At 46.5% G+C, this 24892-nt stretch carries 25 protein-coding genes; 4 read left to right on the top strand and 21 right to left on the bottom strand.

Features of this window, described 5'->3' with window-relative positions:
- Positions 1-19 precede the first annotated feature (19 nt).
- Positions 20-220 carry a hypothetical protein gene (locus CRO25_RS21145; protein WP_063565515.1) on the top strand — a complete coding sequence of 67 codons (201 nt, stop codon included), beginning with the start codon at positions 20-22 and terminating at the stop codon, positions 218-220.
- Between the two features lie 130 nt (positions 221-350).
- On the opposite strand, the gene CRO25_RS21150 is transcribed toward CRO25_RS21145, so the two are convergent.
- The 4 genes from CRO25_RS21150 to CRO25_RS21165 form a co-directional block, all read right to left on the bottom strand.
- A complete protein-coding gene (locus tag CRO25_RS21150; protein ID WP_079696317.1) occupies positions 351-1088 on the bottom strand; it encodes a cyclase family protein in 738 nt (245 codons plus the stop codon).
- Between the two features lie 82 nt (positions 1089-1170).
- Positions 1171-1800, bottom strand: a complete 630-nt coding sequence (locus tag CRO25_RS21155; RefSeq protein ID WP_079696318.1) for a type 1 glutamine amidotransferase family protein — start codon at positions 1798-1800, stop codon at positions 1171-1173.
- A gap of 384 nt (positions 1801-2184) precedes the next feature.
- Positions 2185-2736, bottom strand: a complete 552-nt coding sequence (locus tag CRO25_RS21160) for a GNAT family N-acetyltransferase (protein WP_079696319.1) — start codon at positions 2734-2736, stop codon at positions 2185-2187.
- A gap of 295 nt (positions 2737-3031) precedes the next feature.
- Positions 3032-3979, bottom strand: coding sequence for an NADP-dependent oxidoreductase (locus CRO25_RS21165; RefSeq protein ID WP_306454209.1), 948 nt, complete (start codon positions 3977-3979; stop codon positions 3032-3034).
- A 160-nt stretch (positions 3980-4139) separates the two neighbouring features.
- On the opposite strand from CRO25_RS21165, the gene CRO25_RS21170 reads away from it, so the two are divergent.
- Positions 4140-5018: a PhzF family phenazine biosynthesis protein gene (locus CRO25_RS21170; RefSeq protein WP_079696320.1), complete on the top strand. Its 879-nt coding sequence runs from the start codon at positions 4140-4142 to the stop codon at positions 5016-5018.
- On the opposite strand, the gene CRO25_RS21175 is transcribed toward CRO25_RS21170, so the two are convergent.
- The 4 genes from CRO25_RS21175 to CRO25_RS21190 form a co-directional block, all read right to left on the bottom strand.
- The gene (locus tag CRO25_RS21175; protein WP_079696321.1) at positions 5013-5969 is read right to left on the bottom strand and encodes an alpha/beta hydrolase; all 957 of its coding nucleotides are present in this window, start codon (positions 5967-5969) and stop codon (positions 5013-5015) included. The two genes, CRO25_RS21170 and CRO25_RS21175, sit on opposite strands and share 6 nt — an antisense overlap.
- A gap of 314 nt (positions 5970-6283) precedes the next feature.
- Positions 6284-7489: a cation:proton antiporter gene (locus CRO25_RS21180; protein WP_079696322.1), complete on the bottom strand. Its 1206-nt coding sequence runs from the start codon at positions 7487-7489 to the stop codon at positions 6284-6286.
- Positions 7490-7492: 3 nt separating this feature from the next.
- Complete coding sequence (locus CRO25_RS21185) at positions 7493-7999, bottom strand: cation:proton antiporter regulatory subunit (protein WP_079696323.1); 507 nt, start codon at positions 7997-7999, stop codon at positions 7493-7495.
- Positions 7989-8462, bottom strand: a complete 474-nt coding sequence (locus CRO25_RS21190) for a GreA/GreB family elongation factor (RefSeq protein WP_079696324.1) — start codon at positions 8460-8462, stop codon at positions 7989-7991. The genes CRO25_RS21185 and CRO25_RS21190 overlap by 11 nt, the downstream gene beginning before the upstream one ends.
- Before the next feature lie 388 nt (positions 8463-8850).
- On the opposite strand from CRO25_RS21190, the gene gdhA reads away from it, so the two are divergent.
- Together gdhA and CRO25_RS21200 are read left to right on the top strand one after the other, a co-directional pair.
- Entirely contained in the window at positions 8851-10227 is a 1377-nt protein-coding gene (gdhA, locus tag CRO25_RS21195; protein ID WP_072734620.1) for an NADP-specific glutamate dehydrogenase, read from the top strand.
- A gap of 210 nt (positions 10228-10437) precedes the next feature.
- A complete protein-coding gene (locus CRO25_RS21200) occupies positions 10438-11292 on the top strand; it encodes a pentapeptide repeat-containing protein (RefSeq protein WP_079696325.1) in 855 nt (284 codons plus the stop codon).
- A gap of 180 nt (positions 11293-11472) precedes the next feature.
- Here CRO25_RS21200 and CRO25_RS21205 read toward each other — a convergent pair whose 3' ends face one another.
- The 13 genes from CRO25_RS21205 to CRO25_RS21260 all read right to left on the bottom strand — a co-directional run bounded on the left by CRO25_RS21205 (position 11473) and on the right by CRO25_RS21260 (position 24888).
- Positions 11473-12450, bottom strand: a complete 978-nt coding sequence (locus tag CRO25_RS21205) for a diaminopimelate dehydrogenase (protein ID WP_372829085.1) — start codon at positions 12448-12450, stop codon at positions 11473-11475.
- A gap of 144 nt (positions 12451-12594) precedes the next feature.
- Entirely contained in the window at positions 12595-12741 is a 147-nt protein-coding gene (locus CRO25_RS33495; protein ID WP_176854632.1) for a hypothetical protein, read from the bottom strand.
- A 50-nt stretch (positions 12742-12791) separates the two neighbouring features.
- Positions 12792-13775: an alpha/beta hydrolase gene (locus CRO25_RS21210; protein WP_079696327.1), complete on the bottom strand. Its 984-nt coding sequence runs from the start codon at positions 13773-13775 to the stop codon at positions 12792-12794.
- Between the two features lie 271 nt (positions 13776-14046).
- Positions 14047-14802 carry an exodeoxyribonuclease III gene (locus tag CRO25_RS21215; protein ID WP_079696328.1) on the bottom strand — a complete coding sequence of 252 codons (756 nt, stop codon included), beginning with the start codon at positions 14800-14802 and terminating at the stop codon, positions 14047-14049.
- A 105-nt stretch (positions 14803-14907) separates the two neighbouring features.
- Entirely contained in the window at positions 14908-15642 is a 735-nt protein-coding gene (locus CRO25_RS21220; protein WP_079696329.1) for an alpha/beta hydrolase, read from the bottom strand.
- A 38-nt stretch (positions 15643-15680) separates the two neighbouring features.
- Entirely contained in the window at positions 15681-16703 is a 1023-nt protein-coding gene (locus tag CRO25_RS21225; protein ID WP_079696330.1) for an iron ABC transporter permease, read from the bottom strand.
- Positions 16696-17703 (bottom strand): iron ABC transporter permease, encoded by a 1008-nt coding sequence (locus CRO25_RS21230; RefSeq protein ID WP_079696331.1) that lies wholly within the window; start codon positions 17701-17703, stop codon positions 16696-16698. Before CRO25_RS21230 ends, CRO25_RS21225 begins: the two co-directional genes overlap by 8 nt.
- A gap of 24 nt (positions 17704-17727) precedes the next feature.
- Entirely contained in the window at positions 17728-18729 is a 1002-nt protein-coding gene (locus CRO25_RS21235) for an ABC transporter substrate-binding protein (RefSeq protein ID WP_079696332.1), read from the bottom strand.
- A 117-nt stretch (positions 18730-18846) separates the two neighbouring features.
- Complete coding sequence (locus CRO25_RS21240; RefSeq protein WP_079696333.1) at positions 18847-20490, bottom strand: AraC family transcriptional regulator; 1644 nt, start codon at positions 20488-20490, stop codon at positions 18847-18849.
- 109 nt (positions 20491-20599) lie between these two features.
- Positions 20600-21427, bottom strand: a complete 828-nt coding sequence (locus CRO25_RS21245; protein WP_097115811.1) for an alpha/beta hydrolase — start codon at positions 21425-21427, stop codon at positions 20600-20602.
- 254 nt (positions 21428-21681) lie between these two features.
- A complete protein-coding gene (locus tag CRO25_RS21250; RefSeq protein WP_079696334.1) occupies positions 21682-22542 on the bottom strand; it encodes a carbohydrate ABC transporter permease in 861 nt (286 codons plus the stop codon).
- Positions 22543-22566: 24 nt separating this feature from the next.
- On the bottom strand, positions 22567-23511 hold the full coding sequence (locus CRO25_RS21255) for a carbohydrate ABC transporter permease (RefSeq protein WP_079696335.1): 945 nt from the start codon (positions 23509-23511) through the stop codon (positions 22567-22569).
- A 27-nt stretch (positions 23512-23538) separates the two neighbouring features.
- A complete protein-coding gene (locus CRO25_RS21260) occupies positions 23539-24888 on the bottom strand; it encodes an extracellular solute-binding protein (protein WP_079696336.1) in 1350 nt (449 codons plus the stop codon).
- Positions 24889-24892: the final 4 nt, after the last annotated feature.

Genomic DNA, 24892 nt, shown 5'->3' on the forward strand with positions numbered 1-24892 from the left:
TAATGAGCGAGAGGCAGATATGGACGACAAATTTATTAAGGAACTACGCGAGATTAGTCGGGATGACAGACGAAGATCCGAATTTATGATCCAAGGCATGAAGGAAACACTGCAGGGAAGAAAAGAAGAAAGTATATTCAAGCGCTGGGTTCGGCGTAAGAAGACAGAGAAGAAAATTTCACAACGATTCAATCAGGATCCCTCTTCGGATCAAAAGTAACCACATAAAAAGGAGGCGGAATACGCCTCCTTTATTATTTATATGAGCAGTTTGCACAAATGCCGTTGGTGAATCATTCGGAAAGAACTGTGTGTGAGTCCTTTGCATTATACCTATGTTCAACTTTGTTTTAAGGTAAAATGGCAAACGAGCGTACTGGAAAGCCGGATGCCTTTTCGGCCTTAGGTACGATATTGAAGATCACCGCACCTTTGGCTGGTACCTGATCCAGATTCGTTAACAGCTCTACCTGATATGTATCCTGAGCAAGTACATAATACTCTGCCAGAAGTGCTCCGTTCTTTTGATAGTCTACAGCTGAATCGGTGTCGAAGGTCTCATGGCCAATCGCCTGTATTTTTCTTTCCTCGAATAAAAACATTAGCGCACTGACTGACCATCCGGGTGCATGACTGTTTCCCTCTGCATCTTTGTTGTCGAATGCTTCGTGACTGGGCCAGCGTTTGCTCCAATCAGTACGTAGTGCTACAAAGCTGCCAGCTTCAATAACGCCATGCTCTTTTTCAAACTCAAGAATATGATCGACATCCAGCGTGAAATCCGGATTGCTCTCTACAGCCACAGATTGATCAATGACCACCAGCGGTAGCACAAGTTCCTTCAACCCCAATTCATCGAGATAACGGGTATCACGCACAAAATGGATCGGTGCATCGAGATGAGTACCATATTGACCGGGAAACCTGAAACTTTGGGCAAAGAAACCTTGGTCGTGATTAAACAACGTATCGAATTGTGCCGCATCAAAAGCTGAGAAATGTGGAGATTCCGGTCCAAACGTATGGGTCAGATCCACCCACTTCTTTTCTTTTAATAATTGAATCGCTTGAATGAGCTCATTGGACATCCGAATCACCTCATACATAGAATGGAATAAATTGTTACTATTATATCTTATTCCAGTCCATGCGAAAATATCGAAATGTCAGCTATTTGATAGAATTCATTAACTCGAAGAAGTATTTTGGTTCATGAGTCTGATATAGATTGAACCACGAATCTAAAGTCTCCGGTGTAAATACATCTAGTACCTTCAATACATGCATCGCAAATTCCAACGGAGCTATGCCCGATGCAGTAACTAAATTGCCATCCGTTACGGCCGGTACCATTTCATAGTATTTTTCTCCAATGTAATGAGGACAAATCATTTTCAAATATTCCAGATCGTTGCTTGTATGCCTTCTGGAGTCTAGCAATCCCACCCTCGCAAGTCCAACGGTTGCACCACATATTGCCGCAACAACATGACCTTTTTCCAAAGATGTCGAAGCTTTTTTTAATATTGGCTCGTGAATGGATTCCATCCAAGTATTTCCGCCTGGAAGAATCAATACATCCGTACTTTCCAACATACACTCATCAACTGAAATGCGAGGTAATATTTCCAATCCCCCCATGGTAGTCACCGGACTTTTATCAACGCCAACAGCAACCACCTCTATCGCCGCCAGCCCTTTCTTAAAATACCTTCCCGAGTTTAATTCAGCAATTAAATAACCTACCTCCCAGTCTGACATCGTATCAAATACATAAAGATATGCTTTTTTTGTATGCATAATGCACTCCCCTTCTAGTCGATAAGCCTATTATAAAAAAACTTCACTGACATCTTCCGTCAGTAAAGTTTTTTGAATTTGATAATAATCAAATAGCTCATATCGTGGTTTAATGACTGGAACAGATTTTCCGTATGGTAAAAGGTAAATAGGCTACATAAGAATAAATTGCTTCTTTTAGCAGAAATATCACTTTCATCGAAGTCTCTTATGCTATATAAGAGACCGCTTTTAGAGGATCATGTTCTGAGATTGGTATTTGAAAATGAACATCAACAAATCGGAGCCCCAACTAAAGAAATCATTCCGCCTACATCTCGCCTCAGAGTTAAATTTTTCGTTTACCGTTATTCGAAAAAAGGCTACCACTAGGGTAGCCTACTCTCATATCTTCATTTTCGAGTATTCACTTTTAGTCATACCATAGAGATACTCATCGTAATGCTGTCCATTAGTGAATACCATATCTCTGAGTTTCCCTTCTTGGACAAATCCAAGACGCTCATGAAGTTCTAATGAACCTTCATTAAAAGCATAAACATGTGCGGTAACTTTCTGATAGCGTAATTCCTCAAAGTAATATCGCAACAATATCTTTATAGCTTCTGAAGCATAACCATTTCGCCAGAATTCTCTAAAGATAGCAACACCGTACGTAAAAGTTCCATTGCGGGTATCACAGTTATTCGAACTTATACTTCCCACTAATACTTCATCTAAAGTCTCGACCGCGAGCATAATTTTATCCCCATCAGGACCACGGGATGCCTGGTGTTCAGCCCAAGCTTTTGTACCATCTTCCGATCTCGGGAAATTTATTACATCGCAAAGTCTAGCACAGTCAGAATCAGAATCATTATTGTGGAACTTATCCCAATCAGTTGGGAGAATTGCACGTATTCTAACTTTATGACCTGTCCAAATATTATTTTCCATTATAGATCCTCCTAAGGTTTATTTACTCCTACCTCACTCATATCTGAATTAAGGCGGAGATCTGGCCTTGGGATCTAAGTCTTCATAGACTACATCGTTCTCATTCCTTTCAACACTTACATCAAGTATATACCGTAATATTCCATTATTTCAAATTATATTATTCGGTCTTTTCCGCATAAAAAATACACCTCCTAAAATATCACCGGCTTCCCATAAGGTTATGTCCAATGTCAATTTTAGGAGGTGTACGCCAAACAAAAATCTAACTTAAACAACTAATGGTAATTCTCAACTACTCTACTCGAATGACCAGTTTTCCGCGTGTATGATGGGTTTCGCTTTTTTCGTGCGCTTCACGCAGTCCTTGTTCACTCAAGGGGTATGTCTCATCAATTATGGGTCTCAGCTTGCCCTCAGCAGCGACCTCAGCCAACTGATCGAGTTGGTCCCCTTTGGGTTCCATCATGAACACGTTGGCGGTTACACCGGCTTCCTTAGCCAGCGTTTCATCCGGTTGTTCCACAAGTGATACCAGATGCCCACCTGGCTTTAATACCTTGAAGCTATCACGTTGAATATCGCCACCCATCGTGTCCAGCACGACATCATACCCGGAGAGAATCTCCGAGAAATCTTCTTTTTTATAATTGATAAAATGGTCCACTCCCAGCGAACGAAGCAACTCTTCATTCGATTCACTCGCCGTGGAAGCCACTCCAGCGCCAAGATATTTGGCAATCTGAATAGCAAAGGTTCCTACACCACCTGCTCCCGCGTGAATGAGGACCTTCTGCCCTTTGGCAAGCCGTCCATGGTCAACAAGTGCCTGCCAGGCCGTCATGGCTGCTAGCGGTATGGCAGCTGCTTCCTCGAAGCTCAGATTTTCCGGAATACGGGCAATGATGTCCGCATCCACAGCCACATATTCTGCATAGGTCCCGAAATGACGAGGACGGGCAAATACGCGATCGCCCGCTCTGAACCTAGTGACATTGGAACCCGCTTCAGTCACTGTCCCGGCCACATCCCCGCCCAATATTAGTGGGAAAGAATCTGCTGCCTCTTTCATATGGCCTTGTCTGACTTTAAAATCCACCGGGTTTACAGAAGTAGCATGAATGCGGATTAGCACCTGGTTCACTCCACATGCCGGCTTCGGCATTTCCTTTTCCTTCAATTGTTCCGCTCCACCGAACTTTTCAATCACAATTGCTTTCATTAGAGATCCCAGCCTTTCCATAGCATTATCGTTATGCTCTCCTTCTTCATTACCCTTCCCGAACGTTCACTTGACCTATATTCATGAATTCGCAGCAGGTTTGGGTTCACAATCCCGATTAGGAACCGTGATATAATGAAGAACTGTTGAACTTAAATAACTGAACAAGCGAGGTAGAGATGTGGAAATTGAAGTAAGTACGTTACATGCATTTTCGGATAAGCCTCTAGGCGGAAACCCCGCAGGCGTTGTTTTACAAGCAGGACACTTGTCCGACTCCCAGATGCAGGAGATTGCCAGACAAGTTGGATTCTCAGAGACCGCGTTTGTTATGCCATCGGATCAGGCTGATTTCAAAGTTCGTTACTTCACCCCTAGTGATGAAGTTGATCTATGCGGACATGCAACGATTGCCTTATTTTATTTAATGAAAGCACAGCATATCGTTGATGTAGGTGTATACACGCTGGAGACGTTAGCAGGAATACTTGAAGTAGTTGTCCACAACAATGGTGAAGTCTATCTGTCTCAGGCGCTTCCGGAGTTTGGAGATATCGTTGACCGACAAGACATTGCAGATTCTCTGGGTATTTCTACACATGATTTACACGCTGAATTACCTGTACAGATCGTATCTACCGGATTGCGCGATATCTTGATTGCGGTTAACCATGTTGATGTTCTGTCAAAAATCATTCCTGATTTTCAGCTTATCGCTGAAATTAGCAAAGCTAACCATGTCGTAGGTTATCACGTGTTTGCAGTCGAACCAGATAAAGAGAGTACTCTGGCAGAATGCCGGAACTTTGCTCCCCTTTACGATATCCCGGAAGAGAGCGCAACTGGTACTTCTAACGGTGCTTTACTCTGTTATTTACATAAATACAACCAACTTTCAGATCCCCACGATACAATCTATACGATTAGACAAGGGTATACTATGAACCGTCCCTCGGAGATTCAAGCCAGATTAACGCTGGGTATTTCCAATGAAATCACAAAGATTCAAGTGGGCGGGGTCGCGGTTCATATAGAGAACATTCGAATCCAACTTTCATGAATGTTGTGCTTCAATTTTATGTAAAAATCGTAACACGGCTTCTTCCAATTGATTTAGCCCTGGCTGTTCTATAGGGAAGTGGCCCGCTCCTTCCAACACTACGCATTCCTTTTCCACCTTCAATCGATCAAAAAAAGATTGGCTGAACCGTAATGGTGTCATCGGGTCCAGTTCGGGGTGAACCAGCAGTACAGGACATTGGTCAAACTGTTCCGAGTCTACCTCCGGCTTCTTATTCAGGAATGTTCTTAATAGTTCCAACGGGACACGTGTCGATGCCGCCTGTGGATCATTCATAATAAGTCGGGTTAACTCCGAATTATTGGTAATCAGCTGCATACGCGATACTTGCTTCACAGAGATCCGTATATGATCCAGTAAAGCCGGAAACCGATCCATCATACGTTTGCCCCATCGGCTCACCAAACGGTTTGGTGCAAGCTGGTCACGCATATCCGCATCACTCGTGTCCACAAATGTCGTTACAATCAAGCCTTGTACGTGCTCACTGCGTGCACTCATGTGATAAGCCAGCATACCTCCGATGCTGCTTCCCAATGCCACGATCGGCTTGCCGTCTTTCCTAAATTCGCAATCAGCGAGTGAAACAAGCAGCTTGATCCATAGTTCATAATTGAGACGTGTCCCAGGCAACGGATAGCTCAGTCCATACGGTGGAAGATCTGGCGATACTACCTCATAGCCTCGGAGCTGCAACATTCGAGCATAAGGCGCGAGCAACCTGCCATTGCCTCCAGCTCCGTGAATGAACAGAATTTTGATCGGCGAATCGGGCGCGGGCAGACGATCGATGTGCAGATGAACCCCGTTCGATTCCCACCACTCCTCTTCAGGATTCGCATGGTCCCCTAGCCTGAATTCTTCCGGGAAAAAGGCTTGATACTGTTTCCAATAATGATGTGATGAATGATATGAAGGCAGATTATCCATGCTGTTCATTCTCCTCTTGTCATAGATCAGTCTCATTCAGATTGAATGAGACTGATCCTATATAGCCAAAAAAGGCCGTGCATTGCACGACCTTACATTAAGCCTACTTCCATAAGTATACTTCTTTGTATAACAGCCTTCATACATCTGTCAATAAAGGGATGGTACATTCCCCGATACAATAAACGCCACACCAAGGAGAGAATATACTCCAAGTAGTGTGGCGTGTACGGTTTAGCAGTGGATAGATTCAAAGCGTGTTTGCATCTGTGTATTAACCTACGCTGTAAAGACGTGGCAAACAGATGCACAATTCATCCCGTCTCTTTCCCCCTCATTCTTTTCCTCAAGCGAGCGTATTGACTGTAGATCCAAGGTGATTCTTTCGTCAGGATTGGGCCAAGCACTGCCAGAATCAACACATATAACACGGCAAAAGACTGAATGGATGCCATCAGGCCTCCTGCCTTGCCGATGTTCGCCATAATGATAGAGAACTCTCCACGGGACACCAGCGTGAATCCCACATTAAGAGAAGCGCGTGGAGACATCCCGGAGAGTCTGCCAGCGATCATGCCCGCACCATAGTTGCTGGCAATGGTCAGAATAACGGCAATCACGGTCATGCCAACGGCTCCGCCAAGGGTCGAGGGTTCAATGGTCAGGCCAAAGCTGAAAAAGAAGATGGCCCCAAAGAAATCTTTGAACGGCATAATCTGATGCTCAATTCGGCTGGCATGTCTGGATTCCCCCAGAACCAGCCCCATCATCAGAGCTCCAATCGCCTCGGCTACATGCAGCGTTTCTGAGAAACCCGCCACCAGAAAGAGCAGCGTCATAACCGTAAGCAGAAACAACTCCGATGACTTGATGTTGAGTGCCTTATCAATATACTTGATGCATTTCCTGCCTATGATCAGAAATAGCACAATAAAGAGCAGCGCAGACAGGGATACGAGCAAGACGCTGAGGAATGAGGTAGCCCCACTAAGTACAAGCCCCGTCAGAATCGAGATATGGATGGCGATAAACAGATCATCAAACATGATCATGCCCATAATAATCTCCGTCTCCGGGTTCGCCGTGCGCTTCAGATCGACGAGCACTTTAGCCACAATAGCTGTGGAAGAACTCGTCATAATACCACAGACAACCAACGTTTCCTTGAGTGGCAACTCCATAAACCATCCCAGCAGCAGACCGGAAGCAAAGTTAAGGCCAACATAGAACATGCCACCGGTCAGAATGGCTTTGCCTGACTTCATCAGGCGGGAGACTGAAAATTCCAATCCCAGATAAAAGAGCAAAAACAGAATACCCAGCCTGCCCATAAATTCAATAAATTCCGAGCTTTCGATAAAACGCAAATCCACAATGCCGATCTGTGGTGCATGCGGTCCAACAGCCATACCAATCAGAATATAGAAAGGAATGACCGAAAATCGTAATCTTGCAGATATTAGCCCCGTAAGTGTAATCAGCGCAACGGCAATTCCCACTTCGAATATGAGCATATCCATAGGCTAGAGCCGTCCATTGGATAACAACTGTTTTAACAGTTTGATCTGATCCCGTTCACCAGCGACAACAACCGTTGCTCCCGCGGTAAAGGTATAGTCCGGACCTGGATTAAACTGCTTCATCCTGTTCTTCTCCACCACAGCAAGAATAACTGCTCCTGTTGCCTGGCGAATATTCAGTTCTCCGATCGATCTTCCTATGCTCTCTGAATGCGGCTCAATACGGAGCCACTCAATTAACAGTCCCTCCAGCATAACTTCACGCTCATCCTGAAAGGTTGGTTTGTACGTCATGCCACCGACAATAGCCGCAACCGCACGTGCCTCATCATCTTCCAGTGTGACCAGTGACACCATATCTCCCAGTTCTTCAGGTGAATCGCCTGATTCCATGTGAAACAGGTCACGTCGCTCGTCATTATGGATGACAATGACCAGATGCTCACCGCTTCGTGTGTGCAGCCAATACTTGCGTCCAATTCCCGGCAAATCCGTCTCTTTAAAGTGCATGATCTGCACCCCCAGTGGACATCCGATTCAAGGACTCATTGTTTAACGTAATATCCGTAATGCGTACTCGCATGGAGCCAGCCGGTATATTAATCGACCTCACTTCTCCCTTGAGCCCAAGCAATAATTGCCGCCCCACAGGGGAGAGGAATGAAATATGCCCCGCATCCGGATCCGCGTCATCCGGCATAACAACGGTGAATGAATCAGATGTATGGAAGTCAACGTACTCAAAACGGATCAAACTACCGATAAGTACCACCGATTCCAGAGCTTCATCCGAACCAAGGAGCAGCTTCTCCACACACGTCGTATAGTTTGCGAGCAGCCGTTCCATCTGCGAACGTTCCGGATCACGCACGTCAAAATAGGCGTCGAGAAATGTTCTTTTCTCTTCACCGAATATAATGAGCTGGTTCACCAGCATTTCTCTGCAATTTTGAAAGGAGGTCCTATGGTTCATAATAAATCTCACCTCCTATACAAGCCCTGTTCTCCATGTTGATTCGCATGTTTTTCTTCATCATGTTGTTCTCCTCCTTCATATAGATAAAAAAACCACGGATACCGCGGTCTTACTACCATCTTACCAAAACTAATTTTTTAATCCAGCTATTCCGTTAACTTTGCCTTGTATAACGATAAAAGGGGCGTCCATTCAGCTTCCAAACTTAACCTTTACATCATATGACAGATCCATAGAAGATTTTAATAACGTCATAAAAAACATTTTATGGGTTTTCATCTCGTATTTTTATTTTGTTTCCTGTATATTTAACTACAAACTTTTATGCAATTTATACAAATAGCCATCCCAAGACTTTAACACAATAAAGGAGTGCATTGAAAAAGTGTCGACTATAACTAAGGATTCAACTCAAGTAACTGCCGCAGAGTATGTTCATTCCGTTTACGAATCGGTTATCGCCAGAAATCCACAGGAAAGTGAATTCCATCAGGCTGTCAAAGAGATCCTGGACTCGCTTATTCCTGTCATTGCAGCTCACCCGAAATATCGGGAAAATGGCTTGCTTGAACAGCTTGTTGAGCCAGAACGTGTCATTACGTTCCGCGTGCCTTGGGTAGATGATCAAGGCAAGGTACAAGTAAACCGTGGATTCCGTGTTCAGTTCAACAGCGCAATTGGTCCTTATAAAGGTGGACTTCGTTTCCATCCTTCCGTTTACTCGGGAATCGTTAAATTCCTTGGATTTGAACAAATTTTCAAGAATGCCCTGACTGGCCTGCCAATCGGCGGTGGTAAAGGTGGTTCCGACTTCGATCCAAAAGGAAAATCAGATCTGGAAGTCATGCGTTTCACTCAAAGCTTCATGACTGAGCTGTACAAATATATCGGTTCCGATGCGGACGTACCTGCCGGGGACATCGGTGTAGGTGCACGGGAAATCGGTTATATGTTCGGACAGTACAAACGCATCAGCGGTGGACACGAAGCTGGCGTTCTTACAGGTAAAGGGCTCCTATACGGAGGAAGTCTTGCACGTAAGGAAGCTACCGGATTCGGATGCGTGTACTTTGTGAAGGAAATGTTGGCATCTAAAGGACTGAGCTTCAAGGACAGCACCGTGGTTGTCTCCGGTTCGGGTAATGTATCCATCTATGCCATTCAGAAGGCTCAAGAGCTTGGAGCTAATGTTGTCGCGTGTAGTGACTCTGGTGGTTATATCTATGACGCTCAAGGAATCAATCTGGATACCGTAAAAAGATTAAAAGAGGTTGATCGTCTGCGGATCAGCGAATATGTCAAAGAGCATCCACATGCCGTGTATACCGAAGGCTGTGAAGGCATCTGGTCTATCCCTTGTGATATCGCGCTGCCTTGTGCAACGCAAAATGAAATCGACGAACAGGCTGCTGCATTGCTCGTGCAAGGCGGAGTTAAAGCGATTGGTGAAGGAGCGAACATGCCTTCCACTCTGGCTGCGATTGACGTTTTCCATAAAGAAGGCGTTCTGTTTGGACCAGCCAAAGCGGCTAATGCTGGCGGAGTTGCCGTGTCCGCACTTGAAATGTCGCAGAACAGCATGCGGTTGTCCTGGTCATTTGAAGAAGTGGACGCCAAGCTGCATGACATTATGTCTGACATCTACACTAGCTGTGTTCAGGCAGCGGATGAGTACGGCTGTGCAGGTAACCTGCTTGCGGGAGCGAACATCGCTGGCTTCCTGAAGGTTGCAGACGCCATGCTTGCGCAAGGTATCGTCTAATTCTAATTGTGTTACAGTTGTTAACTAACTAAATAAACCGCCTTCCATCACGGGAGGCGGTTATTTTACATTCCTACCTGTCATTTATGGAGTTTAATCCGGTATCAGGATCGCCATGTGATCCATATCGGAATTGATCGAAATCCAGTGTAATGGTAAAGTTGTACTGACCTTAAAATAGCATTTTTTTTAATTAAAGGAAGTGTATAAATGACTAACCAAGCATTCAGTAGCAATCAGGCTACTCTGCATTTAAGCGCAGACTGTGAGCAATGTTTTGGTCTATGCTGTGTCGCCTTGCCGTATGGCAAATCCTCAGACTTTGCTTTTGATAAATCCAGCGGCACCCCCTGTTCCAATCTCCGTACCGATAACCGCTGCGGCATCCATACACAGCTGCGACAGAAAGGGTTCAAGGGCTGCACAGTCTACGATTGTTTCGGGGCTGGGCAGAAACTATCACAAATTACATATGCGGGCAAGGATTGGCGTAATCATCCCGAATCAGCTGCTGAAATGTTCGATTGTTTGCCTGTCATGAAGCAGCTTCATGAGATGATGAGCTATATCAATGAAATGCTACAGCTGCCGGAAACATCATCCATCCATGCCGCGTTGAAGGACGTATATCGGGAAACGGAACGACTGACCGATCTGGAGCCATCTGCCATATTACGTCTCGATATTCCCGCACATCGGGCGGTGGTGAACGAACTGCTTGTACAGGCAAGCGAGATGGTGCGGGCAAAGGTCCCAGCTTCGGGTAAGGATCCTTCCAAATCGAAGACCAAAAAGCGTATCGGAAGAGACTTTCTGGGTGCCAATCTAAAAGGAGCTGACCTTCGGGGAGCGAGCTTCAGAGGTGCATTAATGATAGCGGCTGACCTACGAAACGCAGATATGAGAAAGACCGATCTAATTGGGGCTGACTTGCGGGATGCGAATCTGGGTGGAGCGGATCTGAGAGGCAGCATCTTTCTGACGCAATCCCAGCTCAACTCGGCAAAAGGCAGTGCAGATACCAAGTTGCCGGATCATTTAAACATTCCCTCACACTGGCTGTAGGGAAGACTACCCCAAGATGAAGTATGAATTATGAATGAATATGAATAAACCATGAATATGCACTGATTCGTTTGTACAACAAATAGCTCGTCCCTCTTTTTAGAAGGACGAGCTATTTGTGTTGTATTACATTTTAGATATAAAAGTCAGGACTTGCAACTGCGGTAATGAATTAACGGACTACAGCAAGTCGCGGCGAAGGTCCTCAGCCGATTTAGGAGACAGGTGACCGAGTGGGATATCAAATACTGTCTTAGCCCCTTTGTGTCCTTCCAGACTCAAACGTTGTGTGGCTCTTGCATAAGCCACCAGTACACTTGCGGTAAATTCAGGATTGCTGTCGAGCTTCAGACCAAACTCAATAATTTGTTTCTGGCCTGCACCTGTAACTCCACTACGAATGACAAATCCACCGTGCGGCATGCCTTCATGCTCAGCCTTCAATTGCTCTTCAGTAATAAACGTCACCGTTGTATCGTAATCCGAGAAATAGTTAGGCATAGATACAATCGTTTCACGAATCTCGTCCTGATTTGCACCAGCTTCTGCAACTACGTAGCATTGACGCAGATGCTTCTCACGTGTGGTCAATTCTGGGGTCTCCCCAGCACGAATGCTGTTGATTACTTCTTCAACAGGTACAGTGTATTGCACACCAGCCTTAACGCCAGGAACACGACGGATGGCATCGGAGTGACCTTGGCTTACTCCTTTACCCCAGAACGTGTACTCTTTACCTTCTGGCAGGATCGATTGAGCAAGCAGTCGGTTCATGGAGAACAAGCCTGGGTCCCAACCTGTGGAAATGACGCTCACGTGGCCACCTTGCTCTGCCGCAGCGTTAACTTCTTTATAGAATTCAGGGATTTTGGCATGTGTATCGAAGCTATCCACCGTATTGAACAATTTTGCAATTGCAGGTGTCTGCTCCGGAAGATCGGTTGCCGAACCTCCACACAGAATCATCACATCAATTTTGCCTATGTATTGCTCAGCAGCAGAGATATGTTCGAAACGAACCTCTGTACCTTCTGCAACCATCTGCTCCGGGTTACGACGTGTAAATACAGCAACAAGCTCCATATCCGGGTTTTGAGTAATAGCTTTCTCTACACCTTTGCCCAGATTTCCGTAACCTACGATACCAACTTTGACCATGTTCAATCCTCTCCTGTCTTCATCTATAGTTGCCTACTTTATCTAGTATAATGATATAACATAACATGTAAATTGTCAGGTTTCCAGTTTGAAATAAAAATACCTTGCATGCAGAGCAGCAAGGCCTGATATATTCCTTTTATTCTAATCACGTCCAACCGAATGGATAAAAGGTATGACATCCACGGAAGAAGTAGCAAACAAGACGGAAACGGACAATACCGTTAGAGACAACAGACAACTTGCCAGGAGTAAGGAAAGGAATCTTGAAGCGGTTCTGATCTTTTTCATCCATCCTACCTCCTCATCCTGTTTGCTATATTTTGGCTGGATTATGTTCTTCATAGTTCACCGGACCGCCTCACCAACTCCAAAATTTCATTGGCGACAATATCCGGCTGACTGTTATGAATATCGTGTTTGGCGTGTGCCACAGTGACCTGTGTTCCTTGACTGGACCATGAAGCAAAATCGGCTTGATCTGCCTGCCATGCCCGGCTGCCTTCGCTCGGTTTCTCTGAACCGGCCGTCAGAATGGTTAGCGGGAAGGAGAATTCCTTTTTATGCTCCAAGATATGGGCTGCGTTCGTCTTGGAATTGCGCATCTCTCCAATCACGTTGTCATTGTAAGCATGCTTGAGTGTGGATATGGTGGCTGCCTTTCTCATTGACTCCGTAACGAGATCCGGGTTAACGACCAAAGATTCGGTTAACCGATCCGAATGCAGCAATGTCCGCACAATTCCTGTTTTCACCAGAAGACGGGCTGAATCGAAATACCAATCCGATTGCTTCATAGCCACAGTGCTGTAATATTCGGGACTTCCTCCATCAATCATGACCATGCCAGCTACCTCATCGGGATACATTTGTGCGAATCGCAAGGTCTCCAGCGATCCTAGAGAATGACCTACCATGATATATGGCGGACGTTGGCCGGATACTCGCAGCAATTGATGGATTTCCTCTGTAATGGTATCGATATCACGTGGCCGATCCGTATAATCGCTATACCCGTAACCGAACCGATCATACACCGCAATTTTCACCTGGGATTTCAACTTGTTATATAGCGGGCTGAAATCAACATACGGATTGGGCGTACCCCAGCCTGAAGCGAGAACAACTGTCGCATTTCCTCTTCCCGTTGTATAGAGATGCATGTTACGTCCGCTCACCTCATACATCTTGCCTGGTGCAGTATAAGATTTCATGTCCTGTGTCGACTGATACGCCTCGTACGCGGTACCTACCAGCAGCAGAAGTCCTGTTGCCAGCATCAGGCCACCCAGCCCCTTCAAACCTCTCCGTAACCCCTTCTTCATCGTTCTCTACCCCTTACCCGAATCATCTTCTATATGTATTCTTCAATCTTACCCAAGTACGGGTGGAAACGGAACGATCCCGGGTCCAGTTCTTTCCCCAACCTAAGTCTAGTTCCACCCCCTACCCGCAGGATGAAAAATACCATTGAGACCTGTACCAAAGGGAAGATAATCATATAGACAACGTAAAATAACCGCAAATTCCCGATAACGGAAACCTGCGGTTTTGATGATATTCATTTTGTAAAAAGCCAAATAAACCCTCTGCAATCTACAATTGCAACGTGAGACCCACCGGGCAATGATCACTGCCCATGACATGGCAATCAATATGCGCCTCTGACACCTTCGGAGCCAGCTGATTGGACACAAGAAAATAATCGATCCGCCATCCAACATTACGCTCTCTTACCTTGGGCATGTACGACCACCAACTGTACACATCCGTGCGATCCGGGTACAAATGGCGGAAGCTATCCACATATCCGGCAGTCAGCAGATCGGTCATCTTGCCTCGCTCTTCCAGCGTGAATCCCGAGTTGCCCAGATTCGGCTTCGGATTCTTCAGGTCGATCTCCTGATGGGCTACATTCAGGTCACCACATACGATAACCGGCTTGGTCTGCTCCAATTGCAGCACGTACCCTCTGAACCGATCCTCCCATTCCAAACGGTAAGGAAGTCTGGTCAGATCCCGCTTCGCATTGGGGGTATATACGTTGATGAGATAAAAATGATCAAACTCCAGCGTAATCATTCGGCCTTCCGGTTCACTATCTTCCTCGATCCCATACCAGACAGATAGCGGCTTGATCCGGGTAAATACGGCTGTGCCGGAGTATCCCTTTTTGACAGCATAATTCCAGTATTGATATACGTCTTCTCCCAGATCCATCTCGATCTGTCCTGCCTGCAGCTTGGTCTCCTGCACACAGAAAATATCGGCCTGACTCTCGTTATAATAATCCATGAATCCTTTGGTAACACATGCCCGCAATCCATTCACATTCCAGGACACCAGCTTCATATCCTCATCTCCTCACATCTCCCCAATATAGCATGGGCGAATTCGAAAGGACAAGCTGAGGGGTAACGATATCGAAACAGAGTGAGGGCTTCCTAAGCCCTATGCTCACTGATACAACCAGGATAATGCTTCAGGCAGATGCTTGGCAAAAAATAAAAGATCATGCGTCCCGCCCTCTTCCTCCACGTAATTCAGCCGCTCGGCAGGATAACCCTGGGCCAAAATCATGCGACACGCAGAACGTGTATTTTCCAGCATTTGTGCTTGGGCATTAACCTTGTACACACCTTCCAGACTCCCAACGTACATATACAACTTCAACCCGCGGCGTTCAGCCCAGGAATAGTCACTCATATAATCGAGGAAACCTTCATACCACATTGAGGCTGATAACGCCCCAACCTTTCCAAAGATATGAGGGAATTCCATCGCCGCAAACAGAGAGATCAGCCCACCGAGCGAACAGCCAAGTATACCTGTATTCTCTGAATCTGCAAGAGTACGGTAAGACGAGTCCACATAAGGTTTCAGCTGCTCAGTGATCGCCTTCAGATATATGATTCCCTGACCGCCAAAGGCCGAAAAGGATGCATGTAGCGCTGGTACAGGCCATGGCGTGTAGTCATCGTTGCGATTGTGAGGTTCAATACCGACCAAAATCAATTCAGGCAGTTTTCCGGAGCGAAAAGAATGATCCAGCAGATTGCTGCAGGCTTTGGCTACCGCACCTCCATCCTGAATATAAACGACCGGGTAATGACGATCTCCCTCTGTGTAAGATGGCGGAAGCAGCAGATGGAGCGTCCAGCCATTAACCGACTCCTGTACCCATTTACTCATGATATGGAACCCTTCCCTCCTGTTTCGAATCTGGCTTGTTACATCCGGTTCTTGAGCAGTAAAAAGATGAAATAAGGAACGCCAATAATGGAGATAACGATGCCCACAGGCAGTTCTGCCGGGGCAAACACCGTTTTACCAATCAAATCCCCTACAACAACCATCGCCATGCCGACCAACCCGGATATCGGAATGACCCGTTTATGGTGAAGCCCCACCAGCCGCCGTGCAATATGAGGAGCGATTAACCCAACAAATCCGATACTCCCGGATACGGCAACACAGGCACTGACGAGCCCAACACTGCCCAGCAACAATATTTTTCTCTCCCGATGAACATCCACGCCGAGTCCCATGCTGCTGGCCTCCTGCAGCTGCATGACATCCAGCACACGGGATTTAGCCCAAAGCAAAGGAATCAGCAGAACCAGCCATGGAATCATCGCCGATATGTATCGCCAATTGGCATTATAAATGCTGCCTGTCAGCCAGACGGTAGCCATCTCAAAATCGGACGGGTTCATCTTTAGGGAAAGATAAAGCGTAATTGCACTAAAACCTGAACCGATGGCAATCCCGACCAGAATAAGCCTTTGGGGATCCAACTGACCACGCTCCTGTGCAAACCACAAGATGAGAATAACTGCCGTTAATCCACCCACCAGGCCAAACAGTGGCATCGCCATAATGGACAACCATCCTGTACCTGTTATGGACCCATGAAACAGAAGCATAAAGAGCACCATTGCTGTTCCGGCACCTGCGTTAATCCCAAGCATGCCGGGGTCAGCCAGCGGATTGCGGGCGATGCCCTGAATAACAGCTCCGGCAATCCCGAGTCCCAGGCCAAGCAGTAATGCAATGACAATACGCGGCAGCCTGAAATCAAAAATGACCAGATCATGCTCATGGACAGGGTCCAGCCGTAATAACGTTTTGACCACATCCATCACCGATATGTCAAACGCACCATTAGTCAAACTGATATAAACGGCTGCTGCAATGATTATTGAACTTATGAAAATGACGGCCCATAATCTTCCCCGCTGCGGTTCAGGCATGTTTTCCCCCTCCTTTGGTTTTGATCAGATAAAGGAAGAAGGGAACGCCAAATAATGCGGTGACTACTCCAATTGGTGTTTCAAACGGAGAGTTAATGAAACGACTCAAGATGTCACACCAGGCCAAAAAGAATCCGCCCAGCAGAGCAGAACACGGAATAATCCAGCGGTAATCTACCCCGAAGAGAAATCGGGTAATATGCGGAACCAACAAACCGACAAAAGCGATTTTGCCCGCCAAAGCCACAGATATTCCAGTCAGGATAACCACACTCAGTATCGATAAAGCCTTAACCCACCCGGTACGCTGCCCCAGGCTTGTTGCCACATCATCGCCCATCGACAGAATGGTAATAGACTTGGAAAGAATGATGGCTAACGCCAGTCCCACCACAGCAAATGGAATAATCAGCTTGATCATGCCCGGGTCCATCTGATGCAATCTGGCGTTATACCAGAAACTGATCGTTTGAGACACCTGATAATAGGTAGCTACTGCCTGAGATACACCACCGAGGAATGTCCCAATAATCGTTCCCAGAATGGCAAGCCGAACAGGCGACATACCGCCCGGCAGTAACCAGGCTATGAAAAATACCAGTCCTGCTCCAAGTGCCGATCCCGCCAAAGAGTAAAATATCAGACCAAGAGATGACGTATTCGGCATAAATACCATACATAAGGTGATGACCACTACCGATCCATCGGATACTCCCATAATGGAAGGGGATGCAAGATAGTTTCTTGTCATCCCCTGCATAAGTGCACCTGACACCGCCAGAAAAGCCCCGATTAATAGAGCACCAATGACACGTGGGAGCCGGGATGAGACGACGATCTGGTGATCGATGCTGTCTGTATCAAAATGGAAAATGGCTGCCGTTATGGTTGAAACGTCAATGCTCTTGGCTCCGTACATGACGGACGCAAGAATGGTAACTGCAATGAACAGAGGTGCTGCTGCGAACAGCACCACCGGATTCAATCTTCTTTTTTGCATAGGAGTATACACGCCTTGCTCTAATTATTTGGATAACTGCTCAACTGCTGCTTTCAGGAATTCAATACGACTCCAGGCCGGACCACCTTCAGCCAATGAATCAATGACATTAACAAAAGCATGATTTTCCTTCAGCGCAGTTGTCTTCTGGATAATCGGGTTGTTCTGTAGATCTGTCAGGGCATTCGGGGTGTCGGAGTTCTCAGATGTCTCAAATTGTACAAAAACATAATCCGGGTTCATCTCTGCAAATTTCTCCACCGAAAGTGCTTCCTGCGCTTTGGCTGCCTGAATCTCGGTCGGAACCTGGAATCCAAGGTCTCCATACAGAATCGGATTCACAAAGACAGACTCAGGATACACATACATTTGTCCGTTACGGATACGTACTGCCAACACCTTTTTGTTTTCCAGTTTGTCCCCCAGTTCAGCCTGGGCAGTAGTCAAAGCAGCCTTATACTGTTCAATCTCCTGTTTGGCCTGTTCCTGCTTGCCTGTCAGCTCAGCCAGTAGATTCAGGTTCGACTCCCAATCCGTAGCAATATGAGACACCTGAATAAATGGCGCAATTTTGCTTAACTGCTCGGCCACTTCAGGTTTAAACTTAGTGGAACCCAGGATAATATCCGGTTTCAGGGACAGAATGGTCTCAAAGTTAGGCTCAATCTTCTGCCCAATGGACTCAGCTCGATCCGTGATAGAAGCATACATCTCCGGGAATTCGCCGCCAAAAGTAATAGCCCCTACCGGATGTACATCAAGAACCAGCGCATCCTCCATCGCTTCCATGGAACCAGTAATAACAATACGGTTAACTTCTGTTGGGACTGTGTACTCCTGATCTAAGTATTTAATGGTTCGTGTGCCTTCAGCTGCCTCAGCTGTATCCGTTTCATTGGTCGACGCCTCGGTTCCGGTCGAAGCTGAATTCTCCGCATTCCCTGACGCGTCCTCTTTATTGGCGCACGCTCCCAATACAGCGAGCATACATATCATTACCAAACATAACCCCAATTTCTTTTTCATCTCTGGTGATCCCCCTTCAATTTCGATTATTCTAATTGAGAATAATAATCATTATTGAATGATAAACAAGATTGACCGACAGAACCATGGACTCTGTCCTGAATCTCTATGGATTTTTCACCGATAGCGATCCATCAGATCGTCCAGGATGCGTTCGTTGGCGAGGGGCGAGTTCTCAAGCCAGGGATCAGCCGGGATGATGAACAACCGGTTATTCTGAACAGATTTTATATTTTGCCACAAGGAGGTTTTCTGCACATCCTCCCAGAAGGATAACGTCTCACTCTCCTGACATACCATCAGAAATATCCAATCGGTCTGCATTTCATCCAGCTGTTCCAGCGTAATCGGCTCGTTATATATTTCCCCTTCTTCACTGACATGGGCTGGTTTAACCGCCAAATCTCCATATAACACTTCCAACATGGAAGGTGAACAATAACGTGTGAACTGATGTTTTAACAAACGGACAACAACTACCTTCTCGTTGCCAAGCTTTTGTTGCATCATCGTTTTGACCTGATCAACCTTATGATCATAAGTTTCCAGCCAACTCTTGGCATCCTGCTGTGTCCCCAGATGTTCAGCCAGAATCTGGAGCTGTGATCGCCAGTTGTGATCTGAGACCGTGAGGTAATGAACCGGTGCAATACCTTCAAGCTGTGCTTTCTCCTCAGGTCGCAAATGGTCGTAACTGATAATCAGGTCGGGCTGATGCTCCTGCAGAGCCTGAATTTTGGATTGCCATTCCATGTCAATCCGATAGGCACTCAGATGTACAGGGATGTCCTTGCCATACATTCGATAATAATACGATGTCCATTTCGGGTGCAGCGGTGCCGCATAGGGAATCATGTTCAGGGCCAGCAAATGTCCTGTAATCGCAATGTGATAGGCCGCAATTTTACGGCGGCGGCTGTTCATATATACCGAAGGGGATATTCCCATGGCTTTTTTAAATTTGCGACTGAAGTAAAATTCGTCCTGATATCCAACCTGATGTGCAATATCCCGCAGACGCATTTCAGTACCGGCCATCAGTTGCTTTGCCCGGTTAATGCGGAGTGAAGAAATATAATCAGTTGTACTCATTCCATATCTTCGCTTGAACAGGTCCACATAATATTTCGGACTCAGCCCGGCCATGCCTGCCAGATATTCCACGGTTAGATTCTCATTGGAATGCTCATCGATATAATCTTTGGTACGCTGGATCATCATCTGGGAATCTTCCTTAAGCGGAGGTGATGCTTCTGTAAGGCTTGCGAGTAATTGGAGAAACTGCACATGTGCCTGAAAATGTCCCATGGCCCTGCCACTATGCCACAGGTTGTGTATTTCTTCGCACATAAATGAGAGCTGAACAGTGGGTGACACTGCCAGCTCCTTGCCAGATCTGAACATCGGGGTATCTTTAACCACATGCAAGGTGTCAGGATCATCATGCAGCTCTTGATAAAGGTCAAACCGCATGATCGTTACTTCGGCTCCTTCATCTCCGAAAGAGGTCAGGCCAAAAGTGGATTCGGGTACACAGGAATATACGCCTTGTGCATGGATATGGATAGACCCCCGATCCAGTGTCAGTAAGGCTTCACCACCCGTGACCATGACAAGCACATAAGACGAGGTATGCTGCTGGGGAATGTTCCAGTCTGAAGTGGATTTCATTTTCTCCATGTCACGCAATTTTATAGTCAATCTGTCGAGTGCATACGTGGAATCCACCTCTTGATTAGGGTATAAGTTAGGGGAAATCATCTATTTATAGGCCTCCATTTGATAACCATTCTCAATAACTATCATCAGTATATCAAATTTTCAGAGACCCCCGCATCTACTAGTTCTTTCATGATGGTGCTCAACCCGATCAATCTCTGGATGCAAATCGCAGTACTCTGCTGATCAACACAGGCAATACCGAGATATGACCTTCATCTTCAAAACAGATAAAATCAGCGCGAACTCCCCTAGCATCGGTATGGTTCAACCATTCGGTAAACGCTCGGGAACGTTCAATCACCCCGCTGGGATGACTCCCCTCCAGTTCTCCTGCTGCAAGTAAAACGTGAATTTCCTTACTGTTATCTTGCATGCGAGAAGCAAACGTCTCTTGCTGCCGGGCGATCCAGGCTGAGTTCCAATGAAGAGACGGACTACCTGCAATGTAATTTCGGTATGTTCCCGGACGTTCCAGTAACAACTGCAAAACAAATAATCCGCCCAGCGAGTGCCCCACAACGGATTGTCTGCTCCGGTCAATGGCATAGCGTCGTTCAATATCTAGCTTCAATTGTTCCTCGATAAACAGGGTGAATGCTTCAGCGCCGCCATGCTCCGGCCAAGTTGCTCCATCCGGTCTCCGGGGTAATTCCCCTTCGGGAACCGGCATCATAAAATCATAGTGTCTGTCCGGTGGAAAGGGTTCTCTGGCAGTATACCCCACACCAACAATAACTGCTGGCACAACCCCGGTCTTCTCCGGGCGTAAAGATTGTATACGCATGGCCTCAACCGTCGTACCTAACACCGCATTGGCATCCAGCAGATAGATCACGGGATATCCGGAAGCTGGCGGGGCGCTCTCCGGCACCCAAACTTTGATCTCGTACTCTCTTTTGGTCTGTTCTGCACGCATGTGGTAATAGGCAGTTCCCGGCAACGTTACCTCCGGTTCTGTTCCATCTTGTCTCATCATTGGTTTCAATGAAGTATACCTCCTGGTTGCTACGGCTTTAGTCTCCGATTATATCCAAGGTCGGTCCGGCCTTCCATGGACGAATCACCCATTTCCATATGGAAAATGCACCGCTTCATTGCACGCATGGCTTTTCCATTTCCATGAAAGAACAAAGCCGGCCCCCTTGACGGGGTAACCGGCTCTGTTTTGTTTTGCTTTGTATTGTATTGTAGGGTTCTGTTTTTCTATAAAACATGTCCGTCGCTTTAATGCTATTTGAGACCTGTTGTAGCAATGCCACGAATGATCTGCTTCTGGAAGCACAAAAAGAGAAAGATCAATGGCAGAACCGAAAGTGTTGCTCCAGTCATAATCTGCACCCAGTTGCTGCTGTCCTTAGCCTCGCTGGAGAAGAAAGCCATCCCGACCGGAATCGTAAACATCTCCTCACTCTGTGTAATAATGAGCGGCCAGATGAATGAATTCCAACTGCCCAGGAATGTCAGAATGCAGAGGGTGGCGAACGCTGGCCTTACCAGCGGAACAGCGATCCGAAGGAAAATGCCCCATTCTCCCATGCCATCAATTCGTGCCGCGTCCAGTAATTCCGAAGGAAGAGATTCCATGAATTGCTTCATTAGAAAAATGCCAAACCCGGATATTAAACCTGGAAACAGAATTCCCCAGTACGTATCCATGCCGTTAAAACTGCTGGATACAAGATACCATGGAATAATCAGCATTTCAGTCGGCACCATTAATGTACTCAGAATGAGTACAAAGATAACCTGTTTCCCCCAGAACGTAAATTTGGCCAGAATGTATCCCGTAATGGAATCAAATACGCAGACGCTCACGGTGGCAATGACGGCTACATATAAACTGTTCAACATCCAGCGTGGAAATGGAGTTCCCTGAAAAATAGCCGCATAATTATCCCATGTGACTCTGGAAGGGATGAGGCTTAGAGAGTAGATTTCATCCAACGTCTTGAACGACGTCGATATCATCCATAGAAACGGAAACACCATCAACCCAAGTCCGAGCGTAAGTAAACCATAACTGATCAGTGACCCGGAACGTTTCCAGCGGAGTGTTGTTCGGGTATCGGCCCATGCGGCAGATCTGCTCATGCTTGTAAAGCACCCTCCTTCCTTTTACTCCTGTTGAAAACGACTGCCAAGCACTTTAAGCTGAATCAGTGTCAGCATGAATATGATGGCAAACAGAATAACAGTCGCTGCCGAGGCCAAGCCCATATCAAAACTCTTGAAAGCCAAATTGTATATATGAAGCACGACAGATATGGTGGAGTCCAACGGTCCGCCGCCAGTCATATTCAGCACCTGAGTGAAGGATTGCAGAAACCCGATGCTTGCCATGACGACAGATAGAAGCATGACCGGGTTCAACAGAGGGATCGTAATATGCACAAAACGCTGCCAACCCGTGGCTCCGTCTATCGCAGCCGCTTCATAATACAATTTAGGGATGTTTTGCAGACCCGCCAGGAAAATGAGCATCTGAAATCCGATATTTTGCCATACCATCACCGCAATAATCCAAAAGATGGCCTGTGAGGGCGAATACAGGAATGACTGCGGTCCAAGACCCAACTCTATAAATAGAGCATTTACAATCCCGTTCTTCATCAGCAGCCACCGGAATACCCAACTTACCGCCACTACACTGGTAACATACGGGATAAAGTAGGCCGTCCTGAACAATCCGCGCAGCTTCACCACTTGCTGGAGAAGAAGAGCCACGATTAATCCGGCAATTAACTGTGCAGGTACTCCAACAACGACGTAGATTCCTGTGTTCACCAGCGACTTGAGAAATAGAGGGTCACTTAGCAATGTCGCATAATTATCAAAACCCACAAAGGGTTTGTCCGGTGACAGCATGCCCCATTCGCGAAAGCTCACGTTAAAGGAATACAGAATGGGCAAGATGCGGATGACCACAAAATAGATCAGCGGAATCAACAAACCGCCATAAATGAATAACCGCTGTTTATGTCTGTAATTAAGTCTTCCAATTCCCGATCCGAACCATAAACGCCGTTTCGGCCGCGAAGGGATCACCCCGGTAGTCCTCATAGCTGCGCAGCCTCCTTGAATGAGAACTTATTTTTTCTTATCCTGTTTCGTCCAGTAGTCATCATAGAGCTTCTGGGTTTTGGCCACCAGATCATTGAAGGCCTGTTCTTCCGGCACATGATTAAGCAGCACCTCATCCACAGCGTTCACAAACAACGTACGCTCCTGCGTCTCATCAATGAAGAAGTGGGCGTTGGCATCGTTCAGTTGGGAGATAAAAGGGCCAAGCAGCGGGTCATTCACATACTTATCCTGAAGAGCAACTTCTTTCTGTGCGGGAAGTTCACCGACCTTCTCCACCCATTGTTCCTGAACGCCCTTGCTGATCAAAAACTGTAAAAAGGCCGTAGCTGCTTCCAACTTCTCTCCGGTAACATTGGCTGGAATCGCATTCGCCCAGAATGAAGCCTGTGTGGATTTTCCTTTATAACCCGGCAGCGGTGCGACAGCAAAATTCAAATCGGGAGCGTCTTTTTTGATAGATCCCAATCGATATGAACCATCGACGTTAATTGCGGCATGACCAGTTTTGAATGCATTGGCATCATCGGTGTAAAAGCCGTTAATGCCCACCTTATGCACGGTTGCAAAATCAACTAAATACTTGAATGCTTCAAGCCCTGCAGGGGTATCATTCCAGAGGATTTTTCGACGATCCTCGCTTGTATCTTTGCCTCCCGCTTGATATAACAATCCGTCTCGGAACCAGTGATGAAGCTGGGAACCCGGTTCCCACGCGAAACCCTCTGTTACCAACTGCCCATTTTTGTCCGTTTCCGTTAATGCCTTGGCATCCGAGACAAGTTCTTCCCAAGTCGTAGGCGGTTTGTCGGGATCAAGTCCAGCCTTGGTGAACAAGTCCTTGTTATAAAACAACCCCAGCGTTCTCACGCCTGTAGGCAGAGCATAATAGCTTCCGTTTAATTTGGCTGTATCTACAAAAGGGAAAAATGCCTCGGCGATGCCCGGAAAGCTGCTTTCCGGCAACGGCTGTAAATAACCGGATTGCACATATTTGGGCAACCAGCCGTAATACAGATTGATGACATCCGGTCCTTTTCCAGCGGGAACCAGTGTAGCAACCTTTTGATTGTACTGGTCGTACGGAAAATTGGTTTGTTTGACTTTGATGTTGGGATGTTCCGTCTCGAATTCCTGGATTAAGGTATTGATCAGTTCAACCTTGGCTGGAAATTCGTACTGCCAGTACTCAATCGTGATGGGCTCCGTCTGATCACCCGAAGCTGTTACACCTGCCGAACCAGACTCTTCGGATGGCTTGGTTGAGCAAGCTGTAATGCTCAATAAGAGTAAACCTGCAATCAAAAATTGCAGAGTCTTGCTTGGCCTGAATGAAAAATAACCGGATTTCGTCAAGTGA

Origin of the sequence: Paenibacillus sp. RU5M, assembly GCF_900221055.1 — a bacterium.
GTDB lineage: Bacteria > Bacillota > Bacilli > Paenibacillales > Paenibacillaceae > Paenibacillus > Paenibacillus marchantiae.